General features: G+C 67.9%; 20 protein-coding genes. 14 read left to right on the top strand and 6 right to left on the bottom strand.

Translation table 11 applies throughout. The features are described from left to right. Positions 1–2: 2 nt before the first annotated feature. The gene (locus ACLBYA_RS15080; RefSeq protein WP_447710223.1) at positions 3–551 is read right to left on the bottom strand and encodes a TetR/AcrR family transcriptional regulator; all 549 of its coding nucleotides are present in this window, start codon (positions 549–551) and stop codon (positions 3–5) included. A gap of 99 nt (positions 552–650) precedes the next feature. Between ACLBYA_RS15080 and ACLBYA_RS15075 the strand changes: the two genes are divergently transcribed. Further along, a complete protein-coding gene (locus ACLBYA_RS15075; protein ID WP_447710222.1) occupies positions 651–1796 on the top strand; it encodes an FAD-dependent oxidoreductase in 1146 nt (381 codons plus the stop codon). A gap of 709 nt (positions 1797–2505) precedes the next feature. Here ACLBYA_RS15075 and ACLBYA_RS15070 read toward each other — a convergent pair. Then, positions 2506–3609, bottom strand: coding sequence for an AbrB family transcriptional regulator (locus tag ACLBYA_RS15070; protein ID WP_447710221.1), 1104 nt, complete (start codon positions 3607–3609; stop codon positions 2506–2508). Between the two features lie 90 nt (positions 3610–3699). Here ACLBYA_RS15070 and ACLBYA_RS15065 point away from each other — a divergent pair, with 90 nt between their 5' ends. The 3 genes from ACLBYA_RS15065 (at position 3700) to ACLBYA_RS15055 (ending at position 6001) form a co-directional block, all read left to right on the top strand. Further along, positions 3700–4149: a MarR family winged helix-turn-helix transcriptional regulator gene (locus ACLBYA_RS15065; protein ID WP_447710220.1), complete on the top strand. Its 450-nt coding sequence runs from the start codon at positions 3700–3702 to the stop codon at positions 4147–4149. Next, positions 4146–5765, top strand: a complete 1620-nt coding sequence (locus tag ACLBYA_RS15060) for a phospho-sugar mutase (protein WP_447710219.1) — start codon at positions 4146–4148, stop codon at positions 5763–5765. Before ACLBYA_RS15065 ends, ACLBYA_RS15060 begins: the two co-directional genes overlap by 4 nt. Positions 5766–5842: 77 nt before the next feature. Continuing rightward, positions 5843–6001: a hypothetical protein gene (locus tag ACLBYA_RS15055; RefSeq protein WP_447710218.1), complete on the top strand. Its 159-nt coding sequence runs from the start codon at positions 5843–5845 to the stop codon at positions 5999–6001. A 51-nt stretch (positions 6002–6052) separates the two neighbouring features. Here the strand turns inward: ACLBYA_RS15055 and upp are convergent, their stop codons facing one another. Further along, the gene (gene upp, locus ACLBYA_RS15050) at positions 6053–6676 is read right to left on the bottom strand and encodes a uracil phosphoribosyltransferase (protein ID WP_447710403.1); all 624 of its coding nucleotides are present in this window, start codon (positions 6674–6676) and stop codon (positions 6053–6055) included. Between the two features lie 107 nt (positions 6677–6783). Between upp and ACLBYA_RS15045 the strand changes: the two genes are divergently transcribed. The 4 genes from ACLBYA_RS15045 to satS are packed head-to-tail and all read left to right on the top strand — an operon-like array spanning position 6784 to position 9899. Next, a complete protein-coding gene (locus ACLBYA_RS15045; RefSeq protein WP_447710217.1) occupies positions 6784–7074 on the top strand; it encodes a hypothetical protein in 291 nt (96 codons plus the stop codon). Between the two features lie 4 nt (positions 7075–7078). Continuing rightward, positions 7079–8068 (top strand): C40 family peptidase, encoded by a 990-nt coding sequence (locus ACLBYA_RS15040; RefSeq protein ID WP_447710216.1) that lies wholly within the window; start codon positions 7079–7081, stop codon positions 8066–8068. A gap of 21 nt (positions 8069–8089) precedes the next feature. Next, positions 8090–8575, top strand: a complete 486-nt coding sequence (locus ACLBYA_RS15035) for an NUDIX domain-containing protein (protein WP_447710215.1) — start codon at positions 8090–8092, stop codon at positions 8573–8575. A gap of 52 nt (positions 8576–8627) precedes the next feature. Next, positions 8628–9899 (top strand): protein export chaperone SatS, encoded by a 1272-nt coding sequence (satS, locus tag ACLBYA_RS15030; protein WP_447710214.1) that lies wholly within the window; start codon positions 8628–8630, stop codon positions 9897–9899. Between the two features lies 1 nt (position 9900). On the opposite strand, the gene ACLBYA_RS15025 is transcribed toward satS, so the two are convergent. The 3 genes from ACLBYA_RS15025 to ACLBYA_RS15015 all read right to left on the bottom strand — a co-directional run bounded on the left by ACLBYA_RS15025 (position 9901) and on the right by ACLBYA_RS15015 (position 12753). Next, complete coding sequence (locus ACLBYA_RS15025) at positions 9901–10989, bottom strand: adenosine deaminase (protein ID WP_447710213.1); 1089 nt, start codon at positions 10987–10989, stop codon at positions 9901–9903. Positions 10990–11062: 73 nt separating this feature from the next. After that, the gene (locus tag ACLBYA_RS15020) at positions 11063–12358 is read right to left on the bottom strand and encodes a thymidine phosphorylase (RefSeq protein ID WP_447710212.1); all 1296 of its coding nucleotides are present in this window, start codon (positions 12356–12358) and stop codon (positions 11063–11065) included. Continuing rightward, on the bottom strand, positions 12358–12753 hold the full coding sequence (locus ACLBYA_RS15015; protein WP_447710402.1) for a cytidine deaminase: 396 nt from the start codon (positions 12751–12753) through the stop codon (positions 12358–12360). Before ACLBYA_RS15015 ends, ACLBYA_RS15020 begins: the two co-directional genes overlap by 1 nt. Positions 12754–12969: 216 nt before the next feature. Here ACLBYA_RS15015 and sdhC point away from each other — a divergent pair, with 216 nt between their 5' ends. The 6 genes from sdhC (at position 12970) to ACLBYA_RS14985 (ending at position 18934) form a co-directional block, all read left to right on the top strand. Next, a complete protein-coding gene (sdhC, locus tag ACLBYA_RS15010) occupies positions 12970–13398 on the top strand; it encodes a succinate dehydrogenase, cytochrome b556 subunit (protein ID WP_447710211.1) in 429 nt (142 codons plus the stop codon). Then, entirely contained in the window at positions 13395–13886 is a 492-nt protein-coding gene (locus tag ACLBYA_RS15005; protein ID WP_447710210.1) for a succinate dehydrogenase hydrophobic membrane anchor subunit, read from the top strand. Before sdhC ends, ACLBYA_RS15005 begins: the two co-directional genes overlap by 4 nt. Before the next feature lie 10 nt (positions 13887–13896). Beyond that, positions 13897–15651, top strand: a complete 1755-nt coding sequence (gene sdhA, locus ACLBYA_RS15000; protein ID WP_447710209.1) for a succinate dehydrogenase flavoprotein subunit — start codon at positions 13897–13899, stop codon at positions 15649–15651. A 38-nt stretch (positions 15652–15689) separates the two neighbouring features. Beyond that, positions 15690–16472, top strand: coding sequence for a succinate dehydrogenase iron-sulfur subunit (locus ACLBYA_RS14995; RefSeq protein ID WP_447710208.1), 783 nt, complete (start codon positions 15690–15692; stop codon positions 16470–16472). Positions 16473–16604: 132 nt separating this feature from the next. Beyond that, a complete protein-coding gene (locus tag ACLBYA_RS14990; protein ID WP_447710401.1) occupies positions 16605–17774 on the top strand; it encodes an acyl-CoA dehydrogenase family protein in 1170 nt (389 codons plus the stop codon). Further along, entirely contained in the window at positions 17774–18934 is a 1161-nt protein-coding gene (locus ACLBYA_RS14985) for a CaiB/BaiF CoA transferase family protein (protein WP_447710207.1), read from the top strand. The genes ACLBYA_RS14990 and ACLBYA_RS14985 overlap by 1 nt, the downstream gene beginning before the upstream one ends. Position 18935 lies beyond the last annotated feature (1 nt).

The raw sequence follows: 18935 nt of genomic DNA, 5'->3' as shown, positions 1-18935 counted from the left end.
GTTCACCTGTCGACCAGGTACCGCTGCAGCGTCGGGCCGATCCACGCGACGATCTCCTCGCCGGTCATCTGCTGCAGCGGCGGGAAGGCCAGCACGTAGCGGCACAGCGCCATCCCCAACACCTGCGACGCAGCCAGGCTCGCGCGCGTCGGCGCCTGTGCGGGATCATCGATGGCCTTGCCGATCACCGGGGCCAGCTGCGCGGCGAAGATCGTCCGCATCCGTTCTGCCACAGCAGGATTGGTGACGCCGGCACGTAGTAGGATGAGCAGCGCGTCGTCACGCTCCCACCGCTGAACGAAGTGTGCGGCCAGTGCGGCACCGAGATCGTCGATCGGGACCTGCGTCAGATCCGGCAGTTCGAGGTCGAACTCCGCGGCAGCGGCGAACAACCCCTCCTTGCTGCCGTAGTAGCGCATCACCATGGCCGGATCGATGCCCGCGTCGGCCGCGATCGCACGGATGGTGGCCCGTTCGTAGCCGTCGGCGGCGAAGCGCTGCCGGGCCGCGGCCAGGATCACCGCCTTGGTCTCCGATGCCGGTCGCCTCATGCCAACGATCGTAGGCCAACAACCGTTGACAACGACGCAGGCGCGAGCCTACCGTTGGTCAACAGTTGTTGGCCAACGTTTGTTGACATAGGAGGAGTCATGACAGAAGTCCTGATCGTCGGGGCCGGCCCGATCGGGCTGACCGCCGCCATCGTGCTCACCCAGCGCGGCCATCGGGTGACGGTGATCGACAGCCAGGCCGAAGGTGCCAACACCTCCCGCGCCGCCGTCGTGCATGCCCGCACCCTGGAACTACTCGAGCGCTTCGGCGTCACCCCGGATCTGGTGGCCCGCGGCGTGCACACACCGGCCTTCACCATCCGCGACCGGGACACCGTGCTGGTCGAGGTGCCGTTCCGCGGGCTCCCGACTCCGTACCCGTACACCTTGATGATCTCGCAGGCCGACACCGAGGCGCTGCTACTCAAGCGGCTGGAGAACCTCGGCGGGCAGGTCCTGCGGCCGGTCACCCTGACCCGCCTCACCGAAGACGCCGACGGAATCGTCGCCACCTGCTCGGACGGCCGCGAGATCGCAGCGCAGTACATCCTGGGCGCCGACGGGCTGCACAGCACCGTCCGCGACCAGGCGGACATCGCGTTCGCCGGCAGCACCTATGGCGAGTCGTTCGTGCTCGCCGATGTGCGCCTGTCCGGCGGTGTGCCCGCCGATGAGGTGATCCTGTACTTCTCCCCCGCCGGCCTGGTGGTGCTCGCCCCGCTGCCCGATAACCGGTATCGCATCGTGGCGACGGTCGACGACGCACCCGCCGCACCCGACGTCGCGTTCGTCCAGGCACTGCTCGACGCGCGTGGACCGCAGGCGCGACCGGCCGTCGTCGAGGAGGTGGTGTGGGGTTCCCGCTTCCGGGTGCACCACCGCCTCGCCGACACCTTCCGGCAGGGCCGGGTGCTGCTGGCCGGTGATGCTGCCCATGTGCACTCGCCCGCCGGTGGACAGGGAATGAACCTGGGCATCGAAGATGCGGTCGCCGCCGCCGAGACGCTGTCGCGGGTACTGCACGGCGAATCCCCGGCACTGCTCGACGATTACGCGACCGATCGCCGCCGGACCGCCGAACGGGTCGTCGCCCTGGCCGGTCGGCTCACCGAGATGGCCACCCTGTCCGCCCGGCGCCGGCCGTTGCGTAATGCCGTCATGCGGGTCGCCGGCCGACTGCCCGCGGTGCGCAATGTGTTGGCGTACCGCCTCTCCGGCCTGGACCGGCGTCCGGAGACACGATGAAGGTCATCAACGACATGTTGGCCACCCCGGTCGGTCTCACCACCACCGATCCGGGCGGGTTTCTGGTCGTCGCGGCCGAAATCGGCCGCTGGGTAGGGCCGTTCCCGCTACCGTCGCGACGCCGCAGGACGGCGATGGCACGTGCGGTCGCACTGTGCGACGCGCTGGGCGCCCGCACCGATGTGGTCGAGGCCGTGGTATTCCGCGGGGCGCTGCGACCACCGGGCGAGGGGGCCGAACTGCTGGCGCGGGCCGGCCTCCGACCGGCCCGCCATGACGTCGTGGTGCTGATCCGCACCCGGGATATCCGGGACGTGGACGCGGTGCGCGCAGATGCGAATTACCGTGCGCTGACCGCCGTCCTCGGGGAGCACGCCTATGATCTCGCCGCCGAGAACGCCGCCCGGATCGCCGATGTCGACCACCGCAGTGCCGACTGGTTCCTGTTCAACTACTTTCACTGCGCCGACACCGAGACCGTGCATGCCGTCTGGGAGTACACCGCGGGCTGGTTCCAGCGCCACACCGCGCTGCCGAACTCGACGCTGCTGCGCCCGCTACCCGGCGAGCCGGCCGACTACCGGATCGTCAACCACGCGAGTTGGCCGACCTTGCGCACCTTCCTACCGGCACTGCTTTTGCACCCCGGTTTCCGGCGGTTCGTGCTGGCCAACTTCAAGGCCAATGATGTTGCCGCCCAGCCGATCATCTACCGGGTGGCAGGCGCTGCCGGTGCAGCGCGATCGGCCCGACGCGCCGACCGGCGCCTGCTCAGGGCGGCCATCGCCTTGGCCAGGAAGGGTGCCGCAAAGAGCATCAACAGGATTCGCACCACCTGGGCGGCGATGATGAAGGTGACATTGGCCCCGGTTTCGACGGCAGTGGCCAGCACCGCATAAACGCCACCCGGGCTGGTGGCCAGGTATCCCTCCAGCAGGCTCAGGCCGGTGACATGTGACAGCAGCACCCCGAGTCCGGCGGTGGCCACCGTCAGCACCACGATCAATGTCAGCGCCGCGGGCAGCGCACGGCCGACCGAGCGCAGTGAATCACGCGTGAACGCCAGGCCGGCCTGCCAACCGATCAACAGATAGCCGGCCCAGACCAACACCACCGGGACGCTCAAACCCGACGAGTGCCCGGTGAGCTCGAGGACGACCGTGCACGCCAGTGGACCGAGCAAACCTGCGCCGGGCAGCCTGACCAGCTTGCCGAGCAGGGTTCCGACGATGATCAGCGCCACCATGATCGCCACGCTCAGATACCAGGGCGCCGTGGGTGTTTGACTGATCGCCGATCCCGGATGCGACCGGTCGGCATGGAAGATCAACGTCACCACGATCGGCATGGACGCCGTCACCAGGCCGACCCGCAGATACTGCACCACCGACACCATGCGTTCGTCACCGCCGAGTTCGCGGGCGATCGCCACCAGCCCGGACGCTCCGCCGGCGGTCAGCGCCAGTGAACCGGTCAGCGCGGTGACATCACGCCGCAGGCCGAGCAGTGCGCCGGCCAGCACGCTGAGCACCAGGGTCCCCACTGCCACGGCCACCACGATCGACCAGTGCGGTCCGAGGGCACCGACGGCATCCGGGGACACCATGGTCCCGATGTAGACGCCGAGGATGCCCTGCGCGGCCATTCCGGCGGGACGCGGCACCCCGGCGGGGGCGAACGACGCCAGCGCCAGACAGATGCCGACGACGAGTGCAGCGAACAGGGCGGCCGACGGGACGCCGAGGGCGGTGAATCCGGCCGCGACGGCTGCGCTGATCGCGACCAGCACCACCCACTTCACCGCGGACCGCATGCCACCCCCCTCAATTAACAAGTTCTGACTTGTGTATGAATCGTATCAACATGCAACAATTCGTCAAATTAGCAAGGTATAACTTGGTATATGACACACTCTTCCATCCCGGCGGCCACCGAGCTGCGGGAGTCGGTGATGGCTGTCGCACGCCAGCTGCGCAGGCACCGGCCCGACCATGCGCTGACGCTGAGCCAGATGCAGGTGTTGGCCGAGGTGACCCGGACCGGCGCCGCCACGCCCGCAGAACTGTCGACCCGCATGCATGTCCGGGTGCAGTCACTGACCGACAGCATCAACGGTCTGGTCGCCGCCGGGCTGGCGTCGCGGCGCACCGATGACACCGACCGCCGCCGCCAGCTCGTCGAGCTCACCGAGGCCGGCGTCGACCTGCTCGCGGCGGACCGGGCCGAGCGGGACAGCTGGTTGCACGATTCGATGCGCGAGAACCTCACCGACCTGGAGTTCGACCTGCTGATGCTGGTGGCGCCGGTGCTACGCAAGCTCGCCGATGCCGAAGCAGGCACAATCGGCACATGACTGCGGCACAGGACTGGATCGCGCATGACCCGGACCCGGCCACCGCCACCGAACTGGCCGCCTGCGATGACGCCGAACTCGCCCGCCGGTTCGCCCACCCGCTGACCTTCGGCACGGCGGGGTTGCGCGGCCCGCTGCGCGGCGGACCCGATGGCATGAACCTGGCCGTGGTGCTGCGCGCCACCTGGGCACTGGCGCAGGTGCTCAAGGAACGCTGTCTGGGCGGCTCGGCGGTGGTGGTCGGCCGCGACGCCCGACACGGCTCCGAACAGTTCGCCGCGGCCGCGGCCGAAGTGCTTGCCGCCGAAGGTTTTCCGGTCACTTTTCTGTTCACCCCGGCACCGACACCGGTGGTGGCCTTTGCGGTGCGCCGACTGGGCGCGGCAGCCGGAGTGCAGATCACCGCGTCACACAACCCGGCCGCCGACAACGGCTACAAGGTCTTCGGCGACGGCGGCCTGCAGATCGTCTCGCCGACCGACCGTGACATCGAGGCGGCCATCACCAGGGCACCGCATGCCGACGAGATCGCCCGGGTGCCAGTCGAACCGACCGGCGCCGAGGTCATCGAGGCCTACCTGGAGCGGGCGGCCTCGGTGCGCCGGTCGACCGGTCCGGTACGCGTGGCGTTGACACCGCTACACGGTGTCGGCGGCGAATTCGCCTTGGATGCACTGGCGTTGGCCGGTGTCGACGATGTCCACGTCGTGGACGGGCAGTTCGCACCGGACCCGGACTTCCCCACCGTCGCCTTCCCGAATCCCGAGGAGCCCGGCGCCACCGATCTGCTGCAGGCACTGGCCATCGACGTCGATGCCGAAGTGGCCATCGCCCTGGATCCCGACGCTGACCGGTGTGCGGTCGGGGTCCCGACCAGCAACCGGGGCGAGCGGAGCGACGGGGGGAGACAACGTTGGCGCATGCTGACCGGTGACGAAACCGGTTGGCTGCTCGGCGATTACCTGCTGTCCACCCAGTCCGATCCGGCCCCGGCACTGGTGGCGAGCACCGTGGTGTCCTCCCGGATGCTGGCGGCCATCGCCGCGGATCACGGTGCTCGGTACGCGGAAACCCTCACCGGTTTCAAATGGCTGGCCCGCGCCGGCGAGGGGCTGGTCGGCGCCGAACTGATATACGCCTACGAGGAGGCCATCGGGCACTGCGTCGACCCGACGGCGGTGCGCGACAAGGACGGCATCAGCGCCGCGGTGCTCGTGTGCGATCTGGTGGCCGCATTGCGCCGGCAGGGCCGTACGCTGCTCGACGCGCTGGACGAGTTGGCCCGCCGCCACGGCGTCCACCTCACGACGGCGGTATCACGACGGGTCGACGACGCGGCCGCGGCGATGTCGCGGCTGCGGGCCGATCCGCCCGCCGAACTGGCCGGCATCCCGGTCACCGTTGAGGATCTCGACCGGCGTCGGGGTCAGCACCGCACCGATGCGCTGATCCTGTCCGGTGACGGTCTGCGGGTGGTGATACGACCGTCGGGAACCGAGCCGAAACTGAAGTCCTATATCGAAGTTCGACGCCCACCCACCGATGATCTGGACACCGCCCGCGCCGCTGCGCAGTCGCTGACGGATCGGCTCGTCACCGCCGCCCGGCGCTGGTAGCCCGTACCAAGAACTTTCCAAGTCTCGTGCGCGACTCTTTGGTCAACAACAGGCACCACCGACCAAGGAGAAATCAGATGATCACTCGCATTCGCACCCTCATCGCCACCGCCGCCGGCACCACCGTTCTGGCCGCCGCCCTCGGCGCCACGGCCCTCGGTGTGGCCGGACCCGCCCACGCCGATGTCTGCTGGGACCTCGCCTACGACGGCACCACCGATTACTACTACTGCTGACCAACCCCACTTCGGGCCGTCGCGCGCACCCCGCGCCGACGGCCCGAACTGCTATCTGGGACCGAACTGGCGGTCCCCCGCATCGCCCAATCCCGGCACGATGTAGGCGATTTCGTTGAGCCCGTCATCGAGGGCCGCGGTGATCAACCGGATTCCCGGGGCGGCCGCCTCCAGCGCGGCAATGCCCTCCGGTGCGCAGACGACACAGATGGCGGTTATGTCGTCGGCATTGCGCTCGTGCAGCAGACCCAGGGTGTGGGCCATCGAACCGCCGGTGGCCAGCATCGGGTCGAGAACGAAGACCGCACGGCCACTGAGATCGTCGGGTAGCGAGGCGAGGTAGGGGGTCGGCTGGTGGGTCTCCTCATTACGGGCGATGCCGACGAATCCGACCTGGGCCTCCGGGATGAGCGCGTGGGCCTGGTCGACCATGCCGAGCCCGGCCCGCAGCACCGGCACCAGCAGCGGCGGGTTCGCCAACCGACTGCCGGTGGTGTCGGTCAGCGGGGTGCGCACGGGAATCGACTCGGTGGCGGCATCGCGGGTGGCCTCGTAGACCAGCATCAAGGTGAGGTCGCGCAGGGCGGCGCGGAACGCGGCATTGTCGGTGCGTTCATCGCGCAGCGCGGTCAGTCGGGCGGCGGCCAGCGGGTGATCGACAACATGGACGTCGATGTGATCCATGTGCGCAGAGACTAGTCGAGCGGCGCCGTGCCGGCGGGGTGCGGCGGGTCTGGAGAAATTGGGTGGAACCGAATGGCCGCCGCGCGCGTCATAACGACATGTTCGCTGATACCGCGGCCATCGGGGCCGCCGGCGCCGACCTGAGGACCTTGTCGGCCACCCTGGATGCGATCGCCGCCGCGCTGCCGTCGGCGGCACACGCCGGGGCGACGGCGTTGGGTCCCGTCGGAGCCGACTTCATCGCCGCGGTCCGCGCGGCGTTGGCTGAGTCCGCACAGTTCGCGGCGCTCATCGCTGCCGACCTGCGTGGTGCGGCGGGCACCGCCGCGCGCTCGGCGACCGGGTACGTCGAGGCCGAGCAGCAGTCGATCAGCGCGCTCGGTCGGTAGAACCGTGTCGACCGTCCTGAGTGCGCCGTTGCACCACCTGCTCGCCCAACTCGGCCCCGGTGGGCAGGCGGGCGCCGATCTGATCGCGCTGCACGGCCGGCTCATCGAGGCCGCCGATGCGGTCGCCGGTATCGCCGACCGACTGCCTCAGTCGTGGACCGGAGCGGCTGCCACCGCGGCAATCGGTCGGCTGCGGCTGCTCGCGGCGGCACTGCGCGAGCTGGCCGACTGCGTCGCCGCCCTCACCGAGTCCGTGGACACCGCAACCGGACACGTCGACCGGGTGCGCACCGAGTTGGAACGGCTCATCGCCGAGTTCGAGGCGCGCGCCGAGGCGCTGGCTGAGCAGCCGGACGCCGCACAGGCACTGACCGAGGAGGCGCAGCACGCCCAGAGCACCGCCAGAGGATTGGTGGACGGGCTGCGCGGGCAGCTCGGCACTGCGGCACCGGCGGCCTCGGTGGCGTCGGTGGCACCGCCACTGTCCGCACCGGCCGGCTTGTCGTCCTTCGGCGCGGCAGGCGGGGCGGGGCAACCCGACGCCGTCCTGGCCGCCCACCACCGCGAGGTCGAGTCACCCGACGCCGCCCAGTTCGGCGCGGGCGAGGCGGTGCGGCTGCCCGACGGCACCGCCGTCATGGCACCGAACGCGGTGGCCGCCGGTGCGGTACGCCACGCGCTCACCCAGCTCGGCGTGCCCTACCAGTGGGGCGGAACCACCGCCGGGGTCGGCCTGGACTGCAGTGGCCTGACCCAGTGGGCCTATCGCGAGGCCGGGCTGACCATCCCCCGGTTGGCGCAGGAGCAGGACATCGGTGCGGCGGTCGACGCGGGCTCGTTGCGCCCCGGCGACCTGGCCGTCTGGGACGGTCACGTCGCGATGATCGTCGGCAACGGGACGATGATCGAGGCCGGCGACCCGGTGCAACTCTCTCCGATCCGAACCACCAACGCCGGCCAGGGGTTCCAGGGATTCTGGCGACCGACCGCCTGACCTGTGGGCCCTCATCGAGGAATGTCTCCGACCGGTGAGCCCTCCGACGGTTACTACGCACGACTGGCCCGCGTTCGGCAGGGTGCCGGTGCACTGATCACCCACGCCGATGGCCGTGTCCTCATGGTCGACACCACCTACCGTGACTACCTCGAGATTCCCGGTGGGGCGGTCGAGGCGGGCGAGACCGCCCCACTCGCCTGCATTCGGGAGTGCCGTGAGGAACTCGGGCACGCGCTCGGCATCGGACGACTGCTGGTGGTCGACCATCACAATGACGGTGGTGAACTCGGCGACTCTGTCATGTTCGTCTATGACGGTGGCGTGCTCGACGTCGACGAACCGGGCCTACGCGCACCGGATCACGAAGTTCGTGCGTTGCTCTTCGTCGACCCGGCGGAACTCGGCTCGGTGACCATCCCGCGCCTTGCCGATCGGATCCGGTGGGCGTTGGCCGCCCGTGCCGACGGCACGGTCCGCGAGGCCGTATCCGGGCATACCCGGTAGCGACGGGGCCGGGCACGCAGTGTGACCAGGCTGGGTGGTTAGGCTATGCGCCATGGCGGCTGACATCGTGCCGGTCCGGCTCGGACTGACCAATGGCGACCTGTACACCCTGTGGGCTCCGCGCTGGCGCGATGCCGGCGACGAGTGGGAGGCCTTCCTCGGCAAGGACGAGGACATCTTCGCCTTCGAGTCGGCGGCTGATCTGGCGGCGTTCGTGCGCACGAACGACGACAACGACCTGACCGACCACCCCGCGTGGGAGAAGGCCCGCACGGCCAACGCGCACCGGTTCGATCCGGCCGAGGATCAGCAGCACGACCTGGTCGGGGTGCCGGAACTGGTGGCCGAGAAGCCGACCGCGGATGCGGTGGCATCGCTGCACGGCGCGCTGGCCATCGTCTCGGCCATCGGCAATGTGTGCGAGCTGCCGACCATCACCAAGTTCTTCAACGGCAACCCGGTGCTGGGCACCCTGGGCGGCGGTATCGACGCGTTCGAGGGCCGCACCGGCCGTAAGCGGTGGTCGGAGATCGAGACCGTGATCGGCCGCGCCTGGGACGGTGTCATCGACGCCATCGACGGGTTGGTCAGCACACCGGAGGTCGATGCGGCCGAGTCGGCCAAGGCCGAGGCCGAACTGGCCGAGCCCGCGCCCGAAGAGGACGACCTGGCCGTCGCCGAGGAGGACGACGACGAGGTGCTGATCGAGGGCGAGGTCGACACCGAGGAAGAGGAAGACGCGCTGGAGGCCGAGGCCGAGCGGCAGGTCCTCGGCAGCGATGAGGACTTCTGGACCCAGGTCGGCATCGACCCGATCCGGGTCATGACCAACAGCGGCACGCTGTACACGCTGCGCTGCTACATCGGCGACGATCCGCGGTTCCTGGGCCGCAACGGCCGCATCAGCGTGTTCAGCTCCGAGCGCGCGTTGGCCCGCTACCTGGCCGACGAGCACGAGAGCGATCTGTCCGGTTTCAGCTCCTTCGAGATCATCCGGACCGCCGCCACCGACGGCTCGCTGCGGGTCGAGGTCACCGACGAGAACATCTATGTGCTCTCCGGGCTGGCCGATGACATCGCCGACGGCACCGACGCCGTCGACCGCGATCAGCTGGATCTGGCACTGGAATTCCTGCGCGATGTCGGCGATTACGCCGAGGACCCGAGCGTCGAGAAGGCACTGGCGGCCGACCAGCCGCTCGGATCCTTCGTCGCCAAGGTCCTCGACCCCAAGGCGGCCAAGCCCAAGGGCTCGGCAGCCGAGGCTGCCGAGCAGTGGGAAGAACTGGAGCGCCTCGTCGAATCCCGGCTGCGCACCGAGTGATTCAGCCGATCAAGACCGCGTAGCGCGGCTTGATCACACCGTCGATGAGCGCCAGTCGCTCGTCGAAGGGCAAAAACGACGACTTGATCGCGTTGATGGTGAACCGCTCCAGGTCGCTCCAGCCGTAGCCGAAAGCCTCGACCAACCGCAGCATCTCCTGGCTCATGGTGGTGTCGCTCATCAGCCGGTTGTCGGTGTTGACGGTCACCCGGAACCGGGCCCGGGCCAGCAGGGCGAACGGGTGCTCGGCGATGCTGTCCACCGCCCCGGTCTGCACATTCGAGCTCGGGCACAGTTCCAGCGGAATTCGTTTGTCGCGCAATATCGAAGCCAGCCGGCCCAGGCTGACCGAGCCGTCGTCGAGCACGGAGATGTCATCGACGATGCGCACTCCGTGGCCGAGCCGGTCGGCGCCACAGAACGCGATCGCCTCGTGGATGGACGGCAGGCCGAACGCCTCTCCGGCGTGAATCGTGAAGCGCGCGTTGTTGCTTCGCATGTGCTCGAAGGCATCCAGGTGCCGGCTGGGCGGATACCCGGCCTCGGCCCCGGCGATGTCGAAGCCGACCACCCCACGGTCGCGGAAACGGATGGCCAGCTCGGCGATCTCGCGCGACCGCGCGGCGTGTCGCATCGCGGTCACCAGACAGCGCACCACGATGACGCGGCCTGCCGAAGCGGCGGCCTTCTCGCCCTCGGCGAAGCCGGCCATCACCGCGTCGACCACCGCGTCCAGGGACAGCCCGCGGTCGATGTGCAGTTCGGGTGCGAACCGGATCTCGGCGTAAACGACGTTGTCCTCGGCGAGGTCCATCACAGCCTCGTAGGCGACCCGGTGTAGCGCGTCGGCGGTCTGCATGACGCCGACGGTGTGCGCGAACGGCTCCAGATAGCGGACCAGCGAGCCGCTGTGCGCGGCGGTTCGGAAGAACGTGGCGAGTTCGTCGACATCGGTGGCCGGTAACCCGTCGTAGCCGGTCTCACCGGCCAGCTCCAGCACCGTCGACGGTCGCAGACCGCCGTCGAGATGGTCGTGCAGCAGCGCCTTGGGGGCCCGTCGGATGAGATCCAGAGTCAGCTGCGTGTTCATCTACCCATATTGCTCGCCCGCGGCGTGGTGCGCTCGGTGATACACGCAACGGCACCGGTTGTTCGTGTGCCCGTCACCCACCGATCCGGTCAATGATCAACGGTCCGATATCCGGGGCTTCGGGCCCGACGGTCCAGCCACCCTCGAGTTCGGCCAACGCCGGGGCCAGCCGCTCCGGGGTGTCGGTGTAGAGCGTGAACACCGTCTCCCCTGCGGCGACGGGCTCGCCGGGCCGACGGTGGATGTGCACCCCGGCGCCGAACTGCACCGGATGCCCGGGCTCGGCCCGGCCCGCGCCGAGACGCCAGGCCGTCATCGCCACCGACATGGCGTCGATATCGCCCATCACGCCGCCGGTTGCAGCGGTCACCGTCTCGGTGTGCGCACCGATCGGTAGCGGCACCGACAGGTCGCCACCCTGGGCCGCGACCAGCGCCCGGAACCGGTCCATGGCAGTGCCGTCGACCAGGGTCTGCGCCGGGTCGACACCGTCGACCCCGGCAGCGTCGAGCATCTCGGTGGCCAGCGCCAGCGTCAGCTCGACGACGTCCGCGGGCCCGCCGCCGGCGAGCACCTCCAGTGACTCGGCCACCTCGACGGCATTGCCGACCGCCCGGCCCAGCGGCCGGTTCATATCGGTCAGCAGGGCCCGCGTCGGCACCCCGGAGTTGTTGCCGAGGGCCACCATGGTCGCGGCCAGCTCCCGCGACTCGGCCTCGGTCTTGAGGAAGGCGCCCTTGCCGACCTTGACGTCGAGCACCAGTGACCGGGCTCCCTCGGCCAGTTTCTTGCTCATCACCGAGCTTGCGATCAGCGGCAGCGATTCCGTGGTGGCCGTGACATCGCGCAGTGCGTAGATCAAACGGTCGGCCGGGGCCAGATCGCCGGCGGCGAAGACGGCGGCCCCCACATCGGCGAGCTGGCTGCGGATCTGCGCCTTGGACAGTTCGGCACTGAACCCCGCGATCGATTCCAGCTTGTCCAGGGTGCCACCGGTGTGGCCGAGCCCGCGCCCGGCCGCCTGCGGAACGGCTGCGCCACAAGCCAGTACCACCGGTACCAGGGGGATGGTGATCTTGTCGCCGACTCCGCCGGTGGAGTGTTTGTCCACCAGCCGAACACCGAGATCGGTGAAGTCGAAGCGGTCGCCGGAGTTGATCATGGCCACGGTCCAGCGGGTGATCTCGGCCGGCGTCATACCGCGCAGGAAGATCGCCATCAGCAGCGCCGACATCTGCTCGGGCGCGACCCGGCCGTGGGTGTAGCCGTCGATCACCCAGTCGATGGCGGCATCGGAGAGGACGCCGCCGTTGCGTTTGGTCCGGATGACGGTGGGGGCGTCGAAATTCCCGCTCGGCTTCGGGCTCATCACGCCCGCTCCAGATCAGCCGGCCCGAATGCGTCCGGCAGCAGCTCAGCGAGCCTTTTCGGCCCATCGGGGTGGTCGATCAGCAGGTCCGGCCCGCCGTGCTCGAAGAGCACCTGCCGGCACCGGCCGCAGGGCATCAGCGGGGCCCCGTCGGCGGCGACACAACTGAGCGCCACCAGGCGTCCGCCGCCGCTGGAATGCAGGGCGCAGACCACAGCGCACTCGGCACAGAGACCTAGGCCATATGAGACATTCTCCACATTGCATCCAAGGATGATTCGGTCATCGTCGGCTATTGCGGCCGCCCCGACCGGAAAACCCGAATACCGTGCGTAGGCCCGTCGGGAAACGTCAATTGCCATGTCCCGCAAGCGATTCCAATCGATTTCAGCCATCGTTACGCGCCCGTTCGCCATCGTCTGAATGCATTCCGAAAACTCCACTTCCGAAGCGCGGAACCAAGATAGGTAACCCTAACTTGGTCGTAATAGCATCGCTTTCGCCCCCACGCTAGTTCTTCGGGCACCCCAAATGGGTTTAGAGTCGCCCCGAGGTTTGGGGACGAAATCAGCCTTGTCCCCGAGCGTCCACCGAAGGCGTTGGAGGACTCAATGAGCACAGCCACGACCGCGGAATCCGATATCCCGGCACCGCGATCAAAACCGGCGCGCCGCCGCACGTTGTACCGCGGCGACCCAGGTATGTGGAGCTGGGTGTTACACCGGATCACCGGTGCCACCATTTTCTTTTTCCTGATCGTGCACGTGCTCGACACCGCCCTGGTCCGGGTCAGCCCCGAGGCCTACAACGCGGTCATCGAGACCTACAAGACGCCGATCGTCGGTCTGATGGAGGTCGGTTTGGTCGCCGCGGTGCTGTATCACGCACTGAACGGCATCCGGGTCATCCTGATCGACTTCTGGGCCAAGGGCCCCAAATATCAGCGCAAGATGTTGTGGGTCATCGCCGGCGTGTGGCTGGCCGTGATGATCCCGTCCCTGGGAGTGATCGGTATGCACATGGCGGAGCGTTTCCTGTGAGCGCGGCAGCGGGTGGGTCGGCGGGGGAAACTTGGACTCCGCACCACAAGGACGGGCGCATCGCCCCGGTGCAGGAGAAGGAACACGACCGGCCCGCAAGCCTGGACCATCCCCGCGCCCCGCGGAAGCCGCGCGGTATCCCGTACTTCGAGAAGTACGCCTGGCTGTTCATGCGCTTCTCCGGTGTCGCGCTGGTCTTCCTGGCGCTGGGCCACCTGTTCATCATGCTGATGTGGCAGGACGGCGTGTACCGCATCGACTTCAACTATGTGGCCGAGCGCTGGGCGTCGCCGTTCTGGCAGATCTGGGACATGTCCCTGCTGTGGCTGGCGATGATCCACGGCGCCAACGGTATGCGGACCATCATCGGCGACTACGCCCGCAAGAACACCACCAAGTTCTGGCTCAACTCGCTGCTGCTGCTGGCCACCGGTTTCACCCTGGTGCTGGGTAGCTACGTGCTGGTCACCTTCGACGCGAACATCTAAGGGAATCCCCATGATTCAGGAACACCGTTACGACGTCGTCATCGTCGGCGCCGGCGGCGCGGGCATGCGCGCAGCCGTCGAGGCCGGCCCCCGGGCCCGTACAGCCGTGCTGACCAAGCTCTACCCGACCCGTAGCCACACCGGCGCCGCCCAGGGCGGCATGTGCGCCGCGCTGGCCAACGTCGAGGACGACAACTGGGAATGGCACACCTTCGACACCGTCAAGGGTGGCGACTACCTCGCCGACCAGGATGCCGTCGAGATCATGTGCAAGGAAGCCATCGACGCGGTCTATGACCTCGAGAAGATGGGGATGCCGTTCAACCGCACCCCCGAGGGCCGCATCGACCAGCGCCGCTTCGGCGGACACACCCGTGACCACGGCAAGGCGCCCGTGCGCCGGGCCTGCTACGCCGCCGACCGCACCGGCCACATGATCCTGCAGACGCTCTACCAAAACTGCGTCAAACACGATGTCCAGTTCTTCAACGAGTTCTACGCCCTGGACGTGGTGCTCACCGAGACTCCGGGCGGCCCCGTGGCCACCGGTGTGGTGGCCTACGAACTGGCCACCGGTGACATCCACGTGTTCCACGCCAAGGCGATCGTCTTCGCCACCGGAGGCTCGGGGCGGATGTACAAGACCACCTCCAACGCGCACACCCTGACCGGTGACGGCCTGGGCATCATCTTCCGCAAGGGACTTCCCTTGGAAGACATGGAGTTCCACCAGTTCCACCCGACAGGTCTGGCCGGTCTGGGCATCCTGATCTCCGAGGCCGTGCGCGGTGAGGGCGGCCGTCTGCTCAACGCCGACGGCGAGCGCTTCATGGAGCGCTACGCCCCCACCATCGTCGACCTCGCGCCGCGTGACATCGTCGCCCGCTCGATGGTGCTCGAGGTCCTCGAAGGCCGAGGCGCCGGACCGAACAAGGACTACGTCTACATCGACGTGCGTCACCTCGGCGAGGATGTCCTGGAGGCCAAGCTGCCCGACATCACCGAGTTCGCCCGCACCTACCTGGGTGTGGACCCGGTGACCGAATTGGTACCGGTGTACCCGACCTGCCACTACGTCATGGGCGGTATCCCGACCAACGTCAACGGTCAGGTGCTGCGCGACAACAACAACATCATCCCTGGTCTCTACGCCGCCGGTGAATGCGCGTGTGTGTCGGTGCACGGTTCCAACCGGCTGGGCACCAACTCGCTGCTGGACATCAACGTGTTCGGCCGCCGTGCCGGCATCGCCGCCGCGGAGTACGCCAACAACCACAACCACGTGGACCTGCCGGAGAACCCGGCGAACATGGTGGTCGAGTGGGTCGGCGACATCCTCGGCGAGCACGGCAACGAGCGCGTCGCCGACATCCGCACCGCGCTGCAGCAGTCGATGGACAACAACGCCGCGGTGTTCCGCACCGAGGAGACGCTCAAGCAGGCGCTCACCGACATCCATGCACTGAAGGAGCGGTACTCGCGAATCACGGTGCACGACAAGGGCAAGCGCTACAACAGCGATCTGCTGGAGGCCATCGAGCTGGGCTTCCTGCTGGAGCTGGCCGAGGTCACCGTCGTCGGCGCGCTGAACCGCAAGGAATCCCGCGGCGGGCACGCCCGCGAGGACTACCCCAACCGCGACGACACCAACTACATGCGCCACACGATGGCCTACAAAGAGGGCACCGATCTTCTGAGCGATATCCGGTTGGACTACAAGCCCGTGGTCCAGACCCGGTACGAGCCGATGGAACGGAAGTACTAGGCCATGACTTCTGACGAGCGCTTGCGCGAGGAGACAAGATGACTTCTGTTCTCGAAAAGCCAGAGACCGGCGACCCGGAGCTGCCGCCGGTGCCCGACGGAGCGGTCATGGTCACCCTGAAGATCGCCCGGTTCAACCCGGACGCCCCCGACGATGCCGGCTACCAGAGCTTCCGGGTTCCGTGCCTGCCGAGCGACCGGCTGCTCAACCTGCTGCACTACGTGAAGTGGTATCTGGACGGCACCCTGACCTTCCGGCGGTCCTGCGCGCACGGCGTGTGCGGTTCCGATGCCATGCGCATCAACGGGGTGAACCGGCTGGCCTGCAAGGTGCTGATGCGTGATCTGCTGCCCAAGAAGGCATCCAAGCAGCTGACGATCACGATCGAACCGATCCGCGGGCTGCCCGTGGAGAAGGATCTGATCGTGAACATGGAGCCGTTCTTCGACGCCTACCGTGCGGTCAAGCCGTTCCTGATCACCAGCGGCAACGCACCCACCAAGGAGCGCATCCAGAGTGCGACCGACCGGGCGCGCTTCGACGACACCACCAAGTGCATCCTGTGCGCCTGCTGCACCACCAGCTGCCCGGTGTACTGGAGCGAGGGTTCGTACTTCGGCCCGGCGGCGATCGTCAACGCACACCGGTTCATCTTCGATTCGCGTGACGAGGGCGCCGCCGAGCGCCTCGACATCCTCAACGAGGTCGACGGGGTGTGGCGCTGCCGCACCACGTTCAACTGCACCGAGGCCTGCCCGCGCGGTATCCAGGTGACCCAGGCGATCCAAGAGGTCAAGCGCGCCTTGATGTTTGCGCGCTAGCCTGTCGCTTCAGCCTGAAAGGTGGCGAGATCTCTGCGGGGATCTCGCCACCTTTTTGTTTCGGCATCCATTTGGCCGAGCGATCACCCTTGCCACCGACCCGCTATCTCCATAGAATATTTTCTATTGAGAATGGAGGTGGCGGCATTGGCGCTGTCGGCAGAAGAGAAGGCCCTTGTCGATACGGTTCGCGAATTCGTCGAGAAGCAGGTGAAGCCGGTGGTGCGCGATCTCGAGCACGCCAACACCTATCCCGAGGACCTCATCGAGATGATGAAGGAGATCGGGATCTTCGGGCTGGCGATCCCGGAACCCTATGGCTTCGGCCAGGTGTCGATGCCCTGCTACGTCGCTGTCACCGAGGAACTCGCGCGCGGCTGGATGAGCCTGGCCGGCGCCATGGGCGGGCACACCGTGGTGTCCAAGCTGATCGTCATGTTCGGCACCGAGAAACAGAAGCAGCGCTACCTCCCCCGGATGGCCACCGGCGAACTCCGCACCACCATGGCGCTCACCGAACCCGGCGGTGGATCGGACCTGCAGGCCATGCGGACCGTCGCCCGCAAGGATTCCGACGGCTACCTCATCAACGGCAGCAAGACTTGGATCACCAACGCGCGTCGCGCCGGACTGGTGGCACTGATGTGCAAGACCGACCCGGCCGCGCAACCCGCGCACAAGGGTGTGTCGATCCTGTTGGTGGAGAAGGTGCCCGGATTCACGGTGTCCAAGGACCTACCCAAGCTCGGCTACAAGGGTGTGGAGAGCTGCGAGCTGAACTTCAGCGATTGCCGGGTACCCGCAGACGCCCTGCTGGGTGCCGCCGAGGGCAGCGGTTTCGCCCAGATGATGAAAGGCCTGGAGGTGGGCAGGCTGCAGGTCGCCGCCCGCGCCACCGGTGTCGCCCGCGCCGCCTTCGAGGACGCCCTGCATTACGCGCAGGAACGGGAGAGTTTCGGCAAACCCATCTGGCAGCACCAGTCGGTCGGCAACATGCTCGCCGATATGGGCACCAAGCTGTCGGCGGCGCGCGCGCTGTTGAACAGTGCCGCAGAGAAATTCGACTCCGGTGCGCGGGTAGACATGGAGGCCGGGATGGCCAAGCTGTTCGCCTCCGAGGTCGGCATGGAGGTGGCTCTGGACGCGGTGCGGGTGCACGGCGGTTACGGCTACTCCACCGAGTACGACGTCGAACGGTACTTCCGGGACGCGCCGCTGATGATCGTCGGCGAGGGCACCAACGAGATCCAGCGTGGCGTCATCGCCAAGCAACTCGTGAAGCGGGGCGGGCTGGACCAGTGATGCCCGACAGGTTACCGCTGCAGGGAATCACGGTCCTGTCGCTGGAACATGCGGTGGCCGCACCGTTCGCCACCCGCCAACTCGCCGACATGGGGGCCCGGGTCATCAAGGTGGAACGACCGGACTCCGGTGACTTCGCCCGCGGCTACGACGACGCGGTGAACGGCTCGTCTAGCTACTTCGTGTGGCTCAACCGGTCCAAGGAATCCATCGCCATCGACGTCAAATCCGAACAGGGACACCAGATTCTGCATGACCTGGCCGACCGGGCCGATGTCATCGTACAGAACCTGGGTCCCGGTGCGGCCGCGCGCCTGGGATTGTCGGCCGAGGCCGTCCGGGAACGCGATCCCGGCAAGATCGTCGTCTCGGTCACCGGTTGGGGTAGTACCGGGCCGTGGGCCGACCGCAAGGCCTACGACCTGCTGGTGCAGTGCGAGACCGGACTCGTGTCGTTGACCGGGACGCCCGACGAGGTGGCCAAGGTGGGTGTCTCGATCGCCGATGTCGCGGCGGGGATGTACGCGTTCAGCGGCGTGCTGGCGGCGTTGTACCGTCGATCGATGACCGGTGAGGGAGCCACCATCGAGGTGTCGCTGTTCGAGGCACTGGCCGAATGGGTGGGCCAGCCCGCCCATTTCACGGCCGGGGCTGGTCGCCAACCCGGCCGGTTCGGCGCCCAGCACGCCACCATCGCGCCCTACGGGCCGTTCGACGCCGGGGACGGGCACACCATCCTGATCGCGATCCAGAACGAGCCGGAGTGGTCACGCTTCTGCACCACCGTGTTGCAGCGACCCGAGGTGGCCTCGGATCCCAGGTTCGGCTCCAGCACGCTGCGGGTGGCACATCGGGCAGAGGTCAACGCTGTGATCACCGAGGTGTTCGGCGCCTTGTCGAGCCAGGACCTGGAAACCCGCCTCACGCAGGCACGCATCGCCTTCGCCGGGGTGAACACGGTCGGCGAGTTCCTGGAGCATCCCGTATTGGCGGCCCGGGACCGGTGGCGTTCGGTGGACACCGAGAACGGACCGGTCCGGGCGCTGCTGCCGCCGCTGGACCTCGGGGTCGAGCCCCGGATGGACCCGGTACCGGCGCTGGGTGAGCACACCACCGCGATCCTGGCCGAACTCGGCCACACCACCGAGAGCAGGAGCTGAG

This window comes from Mycobacterium sp. C31M (assembly GCF_053345865.1).
Note: the sequence above shows the minus strand (reverse complement) of the source record. Positions and strands in the feature narration are given on the sequence as shown.

Coding starts and splice junctions, on each gene's coding strand:
- ACLBYA_RS15035 (WP_447710215.1), top strand. CDS start 8,090: ATGTCTCCGACCGGTGAGCCCTCCGACGGTTACTACGCACGACTGGCC.
- ACLBYA_RS15015 (WP_447710402.1), bottom strand. CDS start 12,753: ATGGCTGAAATCGATTGGAATCGCTTGCGGGACATGGCAATTGACGTT.
- ACLBYA_RS15075 (WP_447710222.1), top strand. CDS start 651: ATGACAGAAGTCCTGATCGTCGGGGCCGGCCCGATCGGGCTGACCGCC.
- ACLBYA_RS14990 (WP_447710401.1), top strand. CDS start 16,605: ATGGAGGTGGCGGCATTGGCGCTGTCGGCAGAAGAGAAGGCCCTTGTC.
- ACLBYA_RS15055 (WP_447710218.1), top strand. CDS start 5,843: ATGATCACTCGCATTCGCACCCTCATCGCCACCGCCGCCGGCACCACC.
- ACLBYA_RS15065 (WP_447710220.1), top strand. CDS start 3,700: ATGACACACTCTTCCATCCCGGCGGCCACCGAGCTGCGGGAGTCGGTG.
- satS (WP_447710214.1), top strand. CDS start 8,628: ATGGCGGCTGACATCGTGCCGGTCCGGCTCGGACTGACCAATGGCGAC.
- ACLBYA_RS15045 (WP_447710217.1), top strand. CDS start 6,784: ATGTTCGCTGATACCGCGGCCATCGGGGCCGCCGGCGCCGACCTGAGG.
- ACLBYA_RS15070 (WP_447710221.1), bottom strand. CDS start 3,609: ATGCGGTCCGCGGTGAAGTGGGTGGTGCTGGTCGCGATCAGCGCAGCC.
- ACLBYA_RS15080 (WP_447710223.1), bottom strand. CDS start 551: ATGAGGCGACCGGCATCGGAGACCAAGGCGGTGATCCTGGCCGCGGCC.
- ACLBYA_RS15025 (WP_447710213.1), bottom strand. CDS start 10,989: ATGAACACGCAGCTGACTCTGGATCTCATCCGACGGGCCCCCAAGGCG.
- ACLBYA_RS14995 (WP_447710208.1), top strand. CDS start 15,690: ATGACTTCTGTTCTCGAAAAGCCAGAGACCGGCGACCCGGAGCTGCCG.
- sdhC (WP_447710211.1), top strand. CDS start 12,970: ATGAGCACAGCCACGACCGCGGAATCCGATATCCCGGCACCGCGATCA.
- ACLBYA_RS15060 (WP_447710219.1), top strand. CDS start 4,146: ATGACTGCGGCACAGGACTGGATCGCGCATGACCCGGACCCGGCCACC.
- ACLBYA_RS14985 (WP_447710207.1), top strand. CDS start 17,774: ATGCCCGACAGGTTACCGCTGCAGGGAATCACGGTCCTGTCGCTGGAA.
- ACLBYA_RS15020 (WP_447710212.1), bottom strand. CDS start 12,358: ATGAGCCCGAAGCCGAGCGGGAATTTCGACGCCCCCACCGTCATCCGG.
- sdhA (WP_447710209.1), top strand. CDS start 13,897: ATGATTCAGGAACACCGTTACGACGTCGTCATCGTCGGCGCCGGCGGC.